Source organism: Thalassobaculum salexigens DSM 19539 (assembly GCF_000423805.1).
Taxonomy (GTDB): Bacteria; Pseudomonadota; Alphaproteobacteria; order Thalassobaculales; family Thalassobaculaceae; genus Thalassobaculum; species Thalassobaculum litoreum.
This window is the reverse complement of the sequence record NZ_KE384095.1, coordinates 385,241-399,358: the sequence shown is the minus strand read 5'-3', so window position 1 is coordinate 399,358 and position 14,118 is coordinate 385,241. Positions and strand designations below refer to the sequence as shown.

Genomic DNA, 14,118 nt, shown 5'->3' with positions numbered 1-14,118 from the left:
GATTTGGGGAGCCGCCTTCGGGCGGCTCCCTTCTTTTTTGCGCCCGGATAGGCTATCGGTTGGCCAACACTTCTGACACGCGACCGACCCCAGGGCTCCGATGACCGACGTTACTTTCGACCGGCTGTTCCGCGCGATCGACCGCGATCGCTTTCTCGACCAGTATTTCGACAAGGCGCCGTATTACGAGGCCGGGGCTGTCCGCAGCGTCGAGACGGTGTTCTCCTGGTCGCACATGAACGACCTGCTGGCCCGCCCGAAGCTCTGGGACGGGCATACGATCGAGATGGCGCTGGACGGCAAGGTGCTGCCTGCGGCCCAGTTCTGCCGGCCGGGACATGGGCGCCAGGGCGAGTCCGGCCTGCGGCCGGACCGGGGCAAGGTGACCGCCCTGCTGCAGAAGGGGGCGACCTTCGTCCTCGATTTCCTGGAAGGGATCGATCCTCGGATCGCGTCGGTTTCCCGGGCGCTCGAGCGGCTCACCGGGGCCAACACGTCCTGCAACGCCTATTGCTCCTGGAAGGCGGTGCGGGGTTACGCCTCCCATTTCGACTGCATGGACGTCTTCGCCCTGCAGATCGAAGGCGAGAAGACCTGGAACCTCTACGAAGGCCGGTTTCCGGAGGCGTCCTTCGTCCCGGGCAGCCGCCCCAGCGACTTCACCGCCGAGCAGCACGACCGCATGAAGGGCAAGCTGGCGCAGCAGGTGACCACGCGGCCGGGCGACATTCTCTACCTGCCGCGCGGCCTGTATCACGACGCGCTCGCCACCGACACGGCCTCGCTGCACCTGTCCTTCGGCTCGACGCCGGCGGTCGGGGTCGCGGTGCTGGAGATGCTCGCCCGCGAGATGCAGGGCCAGGAGTATTTCCGCAGGCGGCTGCCGCATTTCGAGGATCGCGCGGCGCTTGCCGCCTATCTCCAGGGTATCGGCCAGACCGTGAACAAGGTGCTTGCCGATCCGGCGTTCCATGACTTCGTGGCCGGCTTCCAGAAGGACCGCATCTTCGACAAGGTCGCGGACTATCGCTTCCCGGAGCGCGATACCGACGGATATTTCTTCGTCTCGCGCTATGCACCCGTGGTTCAGGGCGCCGGGGACGGCCTGACGGTCACCCATCGCGGCCAGACGTTCCAGCGCGCCGCCGCGGACCGCGAGATGCTCGCCTGGATCCTCGAGCGCGAGGAATTCTGGCTCTCCGAGCTCTCCGAAGCCCACGGACAGCGGGGCGAGGCGGGCCGGACGCTGATCCAGGCCCTGATCCAGAACAAGGTCATCTTTCCGGTGCAGGTCTGACCGATGTCCGGCGGAATCCTCTGGCTGGCCTCCTACCCCAAATCGGGCAACACCTGGATCCGGATCTTCCTGGAGAATCTCTTCCGAAACGGCGCGGCGCCGGTGTCGATCAACGAGCTCAACGTGGTCTCCTTCGGCGACGCCCAGCGGGATCTCTACCAGTCGCTGACCCAGCGGCCGATTGACGAGATGACCGACCAGGAGCTCGACCAGCTGCGCCCCGTGCTGCAGCAGAAGCTCGCCTCCCGGCCAGAGACCTCGATCGTGAAGACCCATAACCGCATCGGTTTTGCCGGGGACATTCCGATCATCGGCCTCGAGCAGACCATGGGGGCGATCTACGTCGTGCGGAACGTGTTCGACGTCGCCGTGTCCTTCGCCGCCCACTACAACGGCACGATGGAACAGGTGGTGGACGGACTGTGCCGCGATACCATGCACACGCCGACCACCAAGGCGGCGATCGTCCAGTATCTCGGTCCCTGGGGGGAGCATTACCGGGGCTGGACCGGCGTGCCGGGCTTCGAGCCGCTGGTCCTGCGCTACGAGGACCTGCGGTCCAAGCCGTTCAAGGAATTCTCCCGCATCGTCAAGTTCCTGAACATCCCGGCCACTCCGGAGCGGATCAAGAAGGCGATCCGGTTCAGCAATTTCGAGGAAGTCTCCCGCCAGGAGAAGCAGGCCGGTTTCCGCGAGCGGGTCCGCTCCGAACAGACCTTCTTCCGCGAAGGCAAGGTCGGCGGGTGGCGCAAGAGCCTGTCGGACGCCCATGTCGCCCAGCTGATCGACGTCCATGGCGACGTCCTGCGGGAGCTGCGGTATATCGACAAGAACGGCAAGCCGACGGTCTGATGCCATGGCCGGCCCGCTCCCGCCCAAGGCCAGAACCGCGCTGGAGAAATCCCTCTCCTCCGGAGATCCGGCGCCGGCCCGCCCGGTCCACGATCTTCTGCTGAAGCACCGGGCCGTCCCCGGCGCGGCCCTGTTCCGCCTGGCCATGCTGGAGGCCGGCACCGGCGGCTTCGCCGCCGCCGACCGCCTGCTGTCCGCCGCCGCCCGACGCCAGCCCGGCGATCCGCAGATCCTCGTCAATCATGCCCAGGTCCGGCTGGCGCTGGACGATCCCGACGGTGCCTACCGGCTGCTCTCGCCTCTGCCTGCCCAGGTTCGCGCCAACCCCGCCGTCCTCCGGCTGACCGGAGACGCCGCCCTGTCTTCGGATCGCATCGAGGAGGCCGTCGCCGCCTACGACCGCCTTGCCGGCCAGGGTGCCGGCGGCGACCCGGCCGTCCTGACCAATCACGGAACGGCCCTGCGGCGCCTCGGCCGCTTCGAGGCGGCGGTCGGCAAACTGGTGCGCGCGGTAGAGACCGGCGCCGGCAGCGAGGCGGTGGTCGGGCTCGCGGGTCTGTACGGCCAGCTCGATCAGCATGACCGGGCGGTCGGTCTGCTGGCCGATCACCTCGCCCGCCACCCGCTCGACAGCGTTCTCTGGCGCCAGATGGCGGCCTCCCATCGCGCGGCCGGCGACGGGACACGGGCGCGGGCGGCAGTCGAGCGCGCCGTTCTCGCCGCTCCCGGACAGGCCTCGGCCCTGACGCTGATCGCCGAAATCGCCGAGAACGCGGCCGATCTGGACCGGGCGGAGCGCTGGGCGCGGCGGGCGCTGGCGGTCGCCCCCGACACCGCCGCGGCGGCGTTGGTGCGGGCTGCGGTGGCGCGGCGGCGGGGCGACCCCGAGGCCGCCCTCGCGCTGGTGGATGCCTGGCTCGCCCGCAGCCCGGCGGGGGTGCGCCATCTGCTGCTGTTCGAGCGGGCCCGATCCCTGGAGGCGGCGCGGCGCACGGACGCGGCGTTCGCCGCCTTCACCGACGCGAACGATCAGCAGATGGCGACGGCCCGGCCGCGCCGCGATCCGGCCCGGGCGCTGGCCCAACTCGCGGCGCTGACGGATCTCCACCGCGCCGGACCGCCCGTCGGCGAGGGCGACGCCGGATCGGACCTGCTCTTCGTCGTCGGCTTTCCCCGTTCCGGGACCACCCTGCTCGATCAGGTGCTCGACGCCCATTCACGGATCGAGGTCATCGAGGAGCGCCCGCTCATCGCCGCGATGATCGCGGACCTCGCCCTTTCCGGCCATCACTACCCGTCGGATCTGCCTCGTCTGCAGCACAGGGAAATCGAGGAGCTACGCGAGCACTACCGCAGCCGCCTGGCCCGTCATACCAGCCGGACCGGCACGCGCTACACGGTCGACAAGATGCCGCTGAACATGGCGCATGTGGCGCTGATCCGCCGGGTCTTTCCGGGCGCGCGCTTCATCCTCGCCCTGCGCCATCCCTGCGACGTGGTGCTGTCCTGCTTCATGCAGAATTTCGGTCTCAACGACTGGATGGCGGCATTCGCCACACTGGACGGGGCGGCGGCGCTGTACCGCGCCACCTTCGCCGCGTGGGAAAGCTATGTCGCAGCGGTCGAAACGCCGGCCATCGCCGTGCGCTACGAGGATGTGGTCGCGGATCTGGAGCGCGAGGCCCGCCGGATCACCGGGTTCCTGGATCTGCCCTTCGAACCGGGGATGCTCGCCTTCCACGACCATGCCCGCGGTCGCGGGGTGCTGGCGACGCCGAGCGCGGCGCAGGTCACCCAGCCGATCTATCGCACGTCGCTGGCCCGGTGGCGGCGCTATGCTAGCGTGATGACGCCGATCGCCGAGGAGCTGTCGGCCGAAATTCAGCGATATGGATACGCGGAGGAAGAGACATGAGCGCCGACCCGGTCGATCCGCATCTGGTGCGGCGGATCGCCGACAATATCGACACCGTGCGAGCCTCGATCGCCAAGGCGGCCGGCGCGGCGGAGCGCGATCCCGAGACGGTGACGCTGATCGCCGTGGGCAAGGTCCAGCCGCTGGAGCGGGTCGAAGCGGCGCTGATGGCCGGCCAGCGGGTGTTCGGCGAGAACCGTGTGCAGGAAGCCAAGGGCAAGTGGCCCGACTTCCGGGCTCGGTATGAGGGGATCGAACTCCACCTGATCGGCCCGCTGCAGACCAACAAGGTCCGCGAGGCGGTCGAGCTGTTCGACGTGATCCAGACCGTCGACCGGCCGAAGCTCGCCCGGGAACTGGCCAAGGAGATGGAAAAGCAGGGCCGCCGCCTGGCCTGCTACATCCAGGTCAATACCGGCGAAGAGGAACAGAAGGCCGGCGTGGCGCCCGCCGAGGCCGACGCCTTCATCGCCGAATGCCGGGACGATCTCGGCCTCGCCGTGGTCGGCCTGATGTGCATTCCGCCGGTGGACGAGACCCCGGCCCTGCACTTCGCCATGCTGCGCGAGATCGCCAAGCGCAACGCGGTCGCCAACCTCTCCATGGGGATGAGCGGCGATTTCGAGACCGCCGTGGAGATGGGCGCGACCCATGTCCGGGTCGGCACCGCGATCTTCGGGGCGCGCGACTACGACTGAATTTGATCTGTCTCCAATGAGTTGGAGAGCGGTCTGTTCTATCTCATTGTTTTAGAGACAAACTCACCGACCATACTGAACCATTTCATGATTCAGTATGGTCGGATTTGCCTCTAGGACTGCTCCTGGGTCTTCATGGACTCGTAGCGGTCCAGCGCGCGCATCATCCAATGGGCTACATCGGTATTCCCGTCGCTGGCCAGCTTCAGCGGCGCCGGGGACTCCGTCGGCGCCGTGCGGGCGACGGTCTGCGGTGCCTGGGCGCCGACGGCGCGCGCGGGGGCCGTCTTCAGCGACGCGGCCGACGGGGTGACCTGAACGTTCAGACCGGTGTCGGCCCCGGCGCGCGCCACGGCCGGTCCGGGCGCGCGGACCGCATTGGCGCGCTGGATGAAGGCATCGAGCCGGCTGGCGGCGGAGCCCGAGAACTCCTGGGAACCGGCCTGGGCGGCGGCCGTTGCCGACGCAGGCACGGCGCCCGCGGCGGAAGCGGTGGCTGCGGAGGTGCCTGCTGAGGCGGCGGCGGCGGCGGTGGCTGCCTGCCCGGCGGCGGCAAACTGGGCCACGCCGGCGGGCAGGGTGCCCACCAGGGGATCCGTCAGGTCGGCGGTGTCGGTCTGCGGCATCTCGCCGACCAACGTCGCCGGCTCCTGGGCACCGGTACCGTCCGGGTCGCCGCCCGCCGCGTCGCCGCGCAGCATCGCCATGGTGGTCGCACCGATGTCGCCGCCGGTCTCTTCGGCGGTGATCGAGTTGGCCAGGGCCCCGATGACACCGGCAGGGCCGCCCCACAGCGCGCCCCCGGCCATGCGGGCCGGCTCGGAGATCGTGTCGCCGGTCAGTTCCCGGTAGAGGGTGCTGACGACCGGGATGTGCTGCAGCGGGTTGATCATGTCCAGCAGGTCGGCAAAGCCCAGCGAGTCGTTGGTGCCGCCGGTATCCGGGTCACACGGATCGGCCTCGCCGCTCTGGCATTTCTGAGACCACCAGCTCGGGTTTGTCTGGGCTGTCGCTTCCGTCACGCTCATCGCACACTCCTCCGTCCCCAGGAGTAAAGCAAGCGCCGTGCCAGGCTGTGGGCGGGGTGAGCGTAAGGAAAACGGCGCATCCCGGACGATCTCGCCGCTCCGGGCCGCGGGCGGAGGGAGGCATCCATGCCCCGGCGGCAGAGACTGCCGGGTGTGCGGTGCCGGGGCGGAATCTTTCGCCGTGTGCCCGGAAGAGCTGTCTATGAGGAGCTGTCTAGAACAGGTGTCCGGACCGCGATGCCTTGGTGGCCAGATACCGCTCGTTGTGGCGGTTGGACGCGAAGATATGGGGAACGCGCTCCACCACCTCCACGCCGCAGGCGGCGAGCTGCTCGACCTTCGAGGGGTTGTTGGTCATCAGCCGCACCCGGCCGATGCCGAGCTGGCGCAGCATCTCGGCGGCGGGGAAATAGACCCGTTCGTCGTCGTCGAAGCCGAGCGTGGTGTTCGCATCGACCGTATCGGCACCCAGATCCTGCAGGGTATAGGCCCGCAGCTTGTTGATCAGGCCGATATCCCGCCCCTCCTGCGCCAGGTACAGCAGGACGCCGCCCCCGGCCTGTTCGATCTCGCGGATCGCGCCGCGCAGCTGGTCGCCGCAGTCGCAGCGCAGGCTGCCGAGGAGGTCGCCGGTCAGGCAGGAGGAGTGGATCCGGATCAGGACCGGGCCGGCATCCCCGTCCGGCGCGCCGATGCGGATCGCCACATGTTCGGTCCCGCCATCCATCGGCCGGAAGGCGGTCAGCTCGCAGTGCTCCGCATCCGCCAGCGGCACCCGGGCCGAGGCGGCGCGGATCAGGCGGTGGGCGCTGGTCTCGGCGAACCGTTCGATCTCGCCGGCATCGACCACCAGCAACGCCCGCTCGCGGGCCCAGGCGGTCATGGTCGAGGCCGAGATGCCGTGGACCGAGGCGACCAGCGCGCTCGGCAGCAGCCGGGCCAGCTTCACCAGTTTCACCGCGGCGGTTGCGGGGGTGTCCGCGCGTTCGGGCAGGGCTGTTAGCCCGGCCGGGATACCGGACTTGCGGGTCGGGTCGGCCAGGTCGAGCACGGCGTCCACGTCCAGGGCGTTGCCCAGCGCGACCGACACGGCCGGCGCCTCGGTGCCCGAACCGAGCACGGCCGCCCGATTGCGGGTCAGCACCACGCGCGGCTCGGAGCCGGCGATGGCCGACATCTGGCCCATCAGTTCCCGCGTCGCCATTTCGCTGCCGGCGGCCACGGCCAGCCGGTCGAGGTCGCGGCCGGCGCGGATCGCCACCAGGCCGCCGCGGCGCAGTTCGGCGATGGCGCGGTCGACCGCGAGCTGCCCCGTCGCGCGCACGAACGGCCGGGCGTTGGCGGCGGCTTCAGGGGATGGCTGGGTGAGGGCAGGCGTGGCGCCTGCGGAGGGATCGCGGTCATCGGGCATGGCGGGCATATTGATCGCCGCACCCGTCAGGTCAAGACGAATGGACCGCACGACGCCCGTGCGCTTGGATGCTAAAACGGTCGGGTCAAAAAAAGTCGATACGGGAGAAAGCGATGGCGGTGTTCGGGACATACGACCAGGCGGCGCTCGACGCCCAGTACAACAACCAGGCCAAGGTGCCCGACGTGGCCGGCATCGGCCAGCGCTGGATGGCCCGGGGCGAGGAGGCGCGCAACGCACTGTCCTGCGATCTGGACCTGGCCTATGGCCCGCATGACCGGCACCGGCTGGACGTGTTCCCTGCGCACCGTCCCGACGCGCCGATCCTCGCCTTCATCCATGGCGGCTACTGGCACACGCGGGACAAGACCCTGGTGCACTTCCTGGCGCCGACCTTCGTCGCCGCCGACGTGACCCTGGTCTCGGTAGAGTACCGGCTGTGCCCGGAGGTCAAGATCGCCGACATCGTGGATGACGTGACCGCCGCCATCGGCTGGATTCACGCCCATGCCGAGCGCGTCGGGGGCCGGGCCGACAAGATCCACGTGGCCGGCCATTCCGCCGGCGGGCATCTGGCGGCCATGCTGTGCGGACCCAAGGGCCGGCCGGATCTGCTGAAGGGCGGCTGCTCCGTCTCCGGCCTGCACGACCTGGAGCCGATCCGCCTGTGTTACCTGAACGAGAGCCTGCACCTGACACCCGACGACGTGGCGCCGCTGAGCCCGATCGCCATCGCCCGCGACCTGGAGAAGGGCGGCAAGCGCCTGCCGCCGCTGATCGCCACGGTCGGGCTGGAGGAGGGGCCGGAATACCTGCGCCAGCGCGACGAGCTGGTGACGGCGCTGCATGCCGCCGGTCAGCCGGCCCTGTCGGTCGATGTGGAGGGCGGCAACCATTTCACCGCCCTGGAGGCGTTCGGCGATCCGCACCACCCGCTGTGCCAGGCCATGCTGCGCCAGATGCTGTCCCCCGGATTCTGAAACCCGATCAGGGAGGCACGATGCCGACCGCAACCTTCAACGGCGAGGTCATCGCCGATGCCGAGGACGTCATCACCATCGAGGGCGTCGCCTATTTTCCGCCGGAATCCGTGCGTCTCGACTGGCTGGAGGAGACTGCGACCCGCACCGGCTGCCCCTGGCGCGGCATCGCCACCTATTACACGGTGCGCGTGGGTGACCGGGAGGAGCGGGACGCCGCCTGGCGCTATCTGGAACCCAAGCGCAAGGCCCGGCGGATCGCCGGCTGGGTCGCCTTCTGGAAGGGCGTGGAGGTCCAGGGCGTCGAGGGCGGACTGGTGGAATGAGCGTCGCGCGATGATTTGAGGTAACCTGATGCCGTCCGCTGGCATTGGCTTTCTTGGCGGGGGCTCGCTTGGCAGGGTCGCCGCAGCATAACCGGCCGCAGCAAAACCGGATGGGAATGACGATGACGACGGGACGCAAGGTTCTTCTGGTGGATGACGACGAGGCGCTGCGCGGCACGCTGGCCGAGCAGCTTCAGCTTCACGAGGAATTCGACACCAGCGAGGCGGGTACCGGAGCCGAGGGGCTGGAGGCGGCGAAGACGGCGACCTTCGACCTGATCCTGCTCGATGTGGGCCTGCCGGACATGGACGGCCGCGACCTGTGCCGGCTGATGCGCAAGGCCGGGGTGAAGTCGCCGGTGATCATGCTCACCGCCCAGGACAGCGACGCCGACACCATCCTCGGCCTCGACGCCGGGGCCAACGACTATGTGACCAAGCCGTTCAAGGTGGCGGTGCTGCTGGCCCGGATGCGCGCCCAGCTCCGTCAGCACGAGCAGAGCGACGACGCGGTGTTCTCCATCGGCCCCTACGCCTTCAAGCCGGCGGCCAAGCTGATGGTCGACGAGACCAAGAACCGCAAGATCCGCCTGACCGAGAAGGAAACGGCGATCCTCAAGTACCTCTATCGGGCCGGCGACCGCATGGTCCGCCGCGAGACCCTGCTCAACGAGGTCTGGGGCTACAACGCCGGGGTCACAACCCACACGCTGGAAACCCACGTCTACCGTCTGCGCCAGAAGATCGAGCCCGATCCCTCCCGCGCCGAGATCCTGGTGACAGATACCGGCGGCTATCGGCTTGTCCCGTAAGGGCAATTCCGATCGGTATATCTGTAAATATGTACGTTTGACCCTGTTTGCGGATCCGAACGGGCCCTAAATTCGCTCAGTCCGGCCGGTAACGGCCCATGCGGGCGAGGCCCAGACCGAGCAGCAGGGCGCCCAGGGCGCAGAGCGTGGTCAGGGCGGCGAAGACCCAGGTCACGTCGGCCCAGACCTGCATGACCAGCAGGATCTGCGGCAGCAGGATCGGGCCGATCAGCACGCCGAGATTGCGTCCCGTCATCAGTACCGCAAAGGCGCCCGGCCCGGCCCGCGACGAGCCGAGAATGGTGCTCGGCAGGGCGAACAGGCAGACCGGGGTCACGCCGATACCCAGGCCGTAGGCGACCAGCGACACGATGCCGGTGGTGAGCGTTGTGGTGTAGGGGATCGTCCACCACACCGCCGCCTGCAGCACGATCGACGCGACGAACATCGGCGCCAGGGGCAGGCCGCGGCGGATCGCGATTGAGGTCAGCAGGCCGACCACGATCAGGATCACCACCGGCACCGAATACCCGACCGTCGCCCAGTCCTCCGACAGGCCGTGCGCCTCGACCAGGAACTGCGGCAGCCAGGTCATGTAGGCGAAGTACTGGGTCGACCACAGGGTGAAGATCAGCGCCGCCAGGGCGAGCGCCCAGCGCTCGTCCCGCGAGAACGGCGCATGGGGCGTGCCGGCCGGGCGGCGCAGGTCGAGATCGGCCGAGCCGCGCAGGCGGATCGCCACCATCCAGCCGGCCAGCAGCACCGTCGCCACCCCGGTCGCGATCCAGGACAGCCGCCAGCCGCCCCAGGCTTCGCCCTCGGCCAGATGGCCGAGCGGCACCAGCAGATTGGCGCTGATCTGTCCGAGCGGGATCCAGATCGCCGACAGGGCGATCGCCAGGGGCAGGTGGCTGGGCCCGGCGCTGCGGTTGGTGAAGACCGGCCCGGCGATGGCGAAGACTGCGAAGGCGAGACCCTCCAGCCCCCGGGCGGCCAGCATGATCATCGCGCTCTCCGGATGCACGAGGGCGAGCACGTTGCCGGCGATCGCGGTGGCGAAGGCGGTGAGCAGGATCGGCACGGTGCCGATGCGCTGCAGCGCCCAGCCCAGCCCGAACGACACCGCCAGCCCGACCACCGCGTAGATCGACATGAAGGCGCCGGCCATCACCTTGGGGTAGGCGTATTCGGCCAGGAGCGCGGGCAGCAGCGGCGGTAGCTTGAACTGCTGGAAGGCGGCGAGCGTCGCCAGAAGAAAGCCGAACAGGATACCGGTCCAGTTCGTTCGTCGCATGTCGGGTCGGACCATCGGTCGGGTTCGGTGCAGTGGCGGGGACGGGTGCCGGAGGGGGCTGTCGGAAGCAGGCGGGGTCCGCCACTGTGGGCCATCGGGCCGGGCGTCACAACCGCGCACGTACAGGTGTTCCTGACCGGATTTTTCCGGCAACATGCCTGTGGTAAGGGTGTTGCGTCGTCGCGGCGATGCGGGGTCGTGGTGATGTGGGGCCGCGGCGGCAGGCTGCCCGAGGCAGAAGGACGGGAGACGTCGGTTGGCGGATGACGCAATGGTCGTCAAGGTCTGGGGAGCGCGCGGCAGCGTGCCCTGTCCCGGGCCGCGGACCGTGAAGTATGGTGGCAACACCTCCTGTGTCGAGGTGCGCTGCGCCGGCCATCGGATCGTCCTGGACGGCGGCACCGGGATCCGCGAGCTGGGGCATGCCATGTCCGGAGAGCCCTCGGGCCCGGTCGATGTGCTGCTGACCCATTTCCATCTGGATCACATCGCCGGTCTGCCGTTCTGGGGGCCCGCCTATACGCCGGGCAACAGCATCGTGTTCCGCGCCGCCCGGCTGCAGCAGACCTTCGGCCTGCGCGAGATCCTGCACAAGATGATGTCGCCGCCGCTCTTCCCCATTCCGCTGGACGAGTTCCGCGCCGATGTGCGGTTCGAGGATTTCGCCTCCGGCACCAGCTTCGATCTGGCCCCCGGCATCCGGGTCGACACCCGGCCGCTGAACCATCCCGGCGGCGCCTGCGGCTACCGGATCAGCCATGGCGGCCGGTCGGTCGCCTATGTCACCGATACCGAGCACGTCGCCGGTCAGGACGACCAGAATGTGCTCGACCTGATGCGCGGCGCCGACCTGGTGTTCTACGACTCCACCTATACCGAGCAGGAGCTGCCCTGCCATCTCGGCTGGGGCCATTCGACCTGGGAGGAGGCGGTCCGCCTGTCCGACATCGCCGGGGTCGGGACTTTGGTGCTGTTCCACCACGACCCCAAGCACGAGGATGCCGATCTGGACCGGATCGGCGACCTGGCGGCCGAAGCCCGTCCGGGCACGCTCGTGGCGCGTGAAGGCGTGGAATTCAGCCTCTGATGCCGACCCTGTGTCCCCTTCGCGGCAGCGAGGCATAACCCCTTGAAAAAACGGATGATAGCGGTCGCTACGACGCTTGGTATTGCTCAGGGCGGCGTGTTCGTGCCGCACCGGTATGCCGCCGCGCTGCGTCCGCCTTCCACCTACAGCAATCTGGAGCCGATCTTCGCTGCCGCCGAGCCGACGATGGCGGAGGTGCTGGCGGCGATCGACCGCTACGCCGATATCGTCGCGCGGTTCCACGGGGCGAAGCCGCCGACACCGCGCTGGGGCCAGGACTGGTTTCCCGGGCTGGACGGCGCCGCCGCCTACGCGATCGTGCGGGCCGGCCGGCCGGGCAAGATCCTGGAGATCGGCTCGGGCCACTCGACCCGGTTCATGGCCCAGGCCGTCGCCGATGGCGAGCTGGACACGGAGATCCACTGCGTCGACCCGGCGCCGCGGGCCGACATCTCGGCGCTGAACGTGCGCCTACGCCGCCGGACGCTGCAGGAAACCAACCTGGCGACCCTGCCCGAGCTTGGCCAGGGCGACGTGCTGTTCGTGGATTCAAGCCACCTGGCCCTGCCGGGCTCGGACGTGGACCTGCTGTTCTCGCAGATCATCCCCGCGCTGGCGCCGGGCGTGCTGGTCCATGTTCACGACGTGCTGCTGCCCGACGGCTATCCCAGGGCCTGGGACTGGCGGGCCTATTCCGAGCATCAGGTGGTGGCCGCCTGGCTGGCGGCGGGCGGCTTGGAGCCTTTGTTCTCCAGCCACTATACGCGCACCCGGCTGGCCGGCCTGGTGGCGCAGTCGGCGGCCGCGCGCATCCCGGTTTCGGCCGGTGCGCACGAGACGTCGCTGTGGTGCGTGAAGCGCTCGCCGCAGCGGATCGCGGCCGGCTTATAGGTCATGGCTGGGGCGCCAGGATTCGAACCTGGGAATGGCGGTACCAAAAACCGCTGCCTTACCACTTGGCTACGCCCCATGCGCGGCGGAACATACGCAACTCATGCCATTTCAAGCAAGCGTCAGGTTACGATATCATGGCGGTGCCGTCCGCCCCTAGCCGGAGACTGACCGTGGCAACGCGCAGCAAGGCCAAACTGCCCTGGAGTGTGAAGGGCGTGACCCCGGAATCCCGCGATCTCGCCAAGTCCGCGGCAGCCGATCACGAGGCGACCATGGGGGAATGGCTCAGCCATGTGATCCGCCGGGTGGGGGCGGCCGAAGCCTCGGGACGACCCCTGACGCCGGCCGAATCACTGCAGGACATCGGGGATGACGGCGACGGTACCGGTCGTTCCCTCGTGTCCGGCGGCGCGCAGGGCGTGGTCGAGGATGCCGCCCTGATCGCCGGTGTGCACCAGCGCCTGGAACGCAGCGAGGCGCGGCTGCTCGATGTGCTCGACGGGCTGGAGGACGTGGTGGAGAAGCTGGCCGACCGCATCGGCCGGCTGGAGCGCCGGACCCACGGCCGCGACTGACCCGCGTGCGGGACGGCGGCCCTGCGATCTCGTCAAATCTCTGCCCCTTCGCAGTGATTTCTGTATAATGCGGCCAAAGTCTTACCGGGTAGTAATCCCGGTACCGGGTCGGTAGTTGTCCGCGAGGAAGGGTGACAGGTCGATGTCGGGATCGTCGCCATGGAGCATAAAGGGTGTCTCGCGGGAGGACCGCGAGGTCGCCAAGCATGAGGCGCGCAAAAGCGGCGAACCCATCGGCGCGTGGCTGTCGCGGCGGATTCGCGAGGCGTCCGCCGGCGGAGCACCGGTCGACGGCCGCCAGATCGTCGACCGCGGGAGCCTCGACGCACCCGACCGCCAGCCGGACCCGTCGGCCCGGGCGGTGTCGCCTGAGAACGACCGTCGGCGGGGGGGGCCGGTCCAGGGGGATCCGTCACTGGGCCGCCGCGCCACCGACCATCCCGATTTCGGCTTCGGCCCGGGCAACTGGCGCCAGGCCCGCGAGACCATCCTGGCACGCGAGGAGAGTCGCCACACCGAAGGGCTGGCCGCCCTGCGCGACCGCGTTCGGGCGGTCGAGGGCCGGCTGGAGACCAAGCCCGACGACATCGCCGAGCTGGACCAGCGGATCCGGTCGATCTCCGGCCGCATCGCCGAGCTGACCGACCGGCTGGAGGCGCTGGAGAATACCCGCGGCCTGGGCGATGTCGACCGCAAGATGGACCGGCTGGAGACGGAGTTTCTGGAGATGGACCGCTTCGTGCGGCGCATCCCGGCCGACACCTCGGACTCCCTGGACGGTCTGGCGCGCCGGATCGAGCAGCTCGTCGACCGCATGCGGGTGGTCGAGGCCTTCGTCCTTCCCGGCAAGCGCAAGCCCGGATTCTTCGGTCGGTTGTTCCGCCGGAAATCCCGGTAAACCCGTTATATTTCGGCTTGCTTCCATGATCATCGCTACCACGTTATGATG

The 14,118-nt window shown here is 69.0% G+C and carries 14 protein-coding genes and 1 tRNA gene; 11 read left to right on the top strand and 4 right to left on the bottom strand.

What is annotated here, in order from left to right; all coding sequences use genetic code 11:
- Positions 1-100: 100 nt before the first annotated feature.
- The 4 genes from G578_RS28800 to G578_RS0122225 are packed head-to-tail and all read left to right on the top strand — an operon-like array spanning position 101 to position 4,762.
- A complete protein-coding gene (locus G578_RS28800) occupies positions 101-1,297 on the top strand; it encodes a JmjC domain-containing protein (RefSeq protein WP_028796103.1) in 1,197 nt (398 codons plus the stop codon).
- Between the two features lie 3 nt (positions 1,298-1,300).
- Complete coding sequence (locus G578_RS0122235) at positions 1,301-2,149, top strand: sulfotransferase domain-containing protein (RefSeq protein WP_028796102.1); 849 nt, start codon at positions 1,301-1,303, stop codon at positions 2,147-2,149.
- Positions 2,150-2,153: 4 nt separating this feature from the next.
- A complete protein-coding gene (locus G578_RS28795; protein ID WP_051245167.1) occupies positions 2,154-4,064 on the top strand; it encodes a tetratricopeptide repeat-containing sulfotransferase family protein in 1,911 nt (636 codons plus the stop codon).
- A complete protein-coding gene (locus tag G578_RS0122225) occupies positions 4,061-4,762 on the top strand; it encodes a YggS family pyridoxal phosphate-dependent enzyme (protein WP_051245166.1) in 702 nt (233 codons plus the stop codon). The genes G578_RS28795 and G578_RS0122225 overlap by 4 nt, the downstream gene beginning before the upstream one ends.
- A 113-nt stretch (positions 4,763-4,875) precedes the next feature.
- On the opposite strand, the gene G578_RS28790 is transcribed toward G578_RS0122225, so the two are convergent.
- Positions 4,876-5,790: a hypothetical protein gene (locus G578_RS28790; RefSeq protein WP_051245165.1), complete on the bottom strand. Its 915-nt coding sequence runs from the start codon at positions 5,788-5,790 to the stop codon at positions 4,876-4,878.
- A 214-nt stretch (positions 5,791-6,004) separates the two neighbouring features.
- A complete protein-coding gene (gene ribA / locus G578_RS0122215; protein WP_028796100.1) occupies positions 6,005-7,201 on the bottom strand; it encodes a GTP cyclohydrolase II in 1,197 nt (398 codons plus the stop codon).
- 113 nt (positions 7,202-7,314) lie between these two features.
- Between ribA and G578_RS0122210 the strand changes: the two genes are divergently transcribed.
- The 3 genes from G578_RS0122210 (at position 7,315) to G578_RS0122200 (ending at position 9,319) form a co-directional block, all read left to right on the top strand.
- Positions 7,315-8,181 carry an alpha/beta hydrolase gene (locus tag G578_RS0122210; protein ID WP_028796099.1) on the top strand — a complete coding sequence of 289 codons (867 nt, stop codon included), beginning with the start codon at positions 7,315-7,317 and terminating at the stop codon, positions 8,179-8,181.
- 20 nt (positions 8,182-8,201) lie between these two features.
- Complete coding sequence (locus G578_RS0122205; RefSeq protein WP_028796098.1) at positions 8,202-8,507, top strand: DUF427 domain-containing protein; 306 nt, start codon at positions 8,202-8,204, stop codon at positions 8,505-8,507.
- A gap of 122 nt (positions 8,508-8,629) precedes the next feature.
- The gene (locus G578_RS0122200; RefSeq protein WP_028796097.1) at positions 8,630-9,319 is read left to right on the top strand and encodes a response regulator transcription factor; all 690 of its coding nucleotides are present in this window, start codon (positions 8,630-8,632) and stop codon (positions 9,317-9,319) included.
- A 76-nt stretch (positions 9,320-9,395) separates the two neighbouring features.
- On the opposite strand, the gene G578_RS0122195 is transcribed toward G578_RS0122200, so the two are convergent.
- The gene (locus G578_RS0122195) at positions 9,396-10,613 is read right to left on the bottom strand and encodes an MFS transporter (RefSeq protein ID WP_169400900.1); all 1,218 of its coding nucleotides are present in this window, start codon (positions 10,611-10,613) and stop codon (positions 9,396-9,398) included.
- Between the two features lie 256 nt (positions 10,614-10,869).
- On the opposite strand from G578_RS0122195, the gene G578_RS0122190 reads away from it, so the two are divergent.
- Complete coding sequence (locus tag G578_RS0122190; protein WP_028796095.1) at positions 10,870-11,700, top strand: MBL fold metallo-hydrolase; 831 nt, start codon at positions 10,870-10,872, stop codon at positions 11,698-11,700.
- A gap of 54 nt (positions 11,701-11,754) precedes the next feature.
- Positions 11,755-12,591 (top strand): class I SAM-dependent methyltransferase, encoded by an 837-nt coding sequence (locus G578_RS0122185; RefSeq protein ID WP_051245164.1) that lies wholly within the window; start codon positions 11,755-11,757, stop codon positions 12,589-12,591.
- A 4-nt stretch (positions 12,592-12,595) separates the two neighbouring features.
- Here the strand turns inward: G578_RS0122185 and G578_RS0122180 are convergent.
- Positions 12,596-12,670 (bottom strand) — tRNA-Gln (locus tag G578_RS0122180).
- Between the two features lie 94 nt (positions 12,671-12,764).
- Between G578_RS0122180 and G578_RS0122175 the strand changes: the two genes are divergently transcribed.
- Both G578_RS0122175 and G578_RS0122170 read left to right on the top strand, forming a co-directional pair.
- Positions 12,765-13,169 (top strand): hypothetical protein, encoded by a 405-nt coding sequence (locus G578_RS0122175; RefSeq protein WP_028796093.1) that lies wholly within the window; start codon positions 12,765-12,767, stop codon positions 13,167-13,169.
- Positions 13,170-13,311: 142 nt separating this feature from the next.
- The gene (locus G578_RS0122170) at positions 13,312-14,067 is read left to right on the top strand and encodes a hypothetical protein (RefSeq protein ID WP_028796092.1); all 756 of its coding nucleotides are present in this window, start codon (positions 13,312-13,314) and stop codon (positions 14,065-14,067) included.
- Positions 14,068-14,118 lie beyond the last annotated feature (51 nt).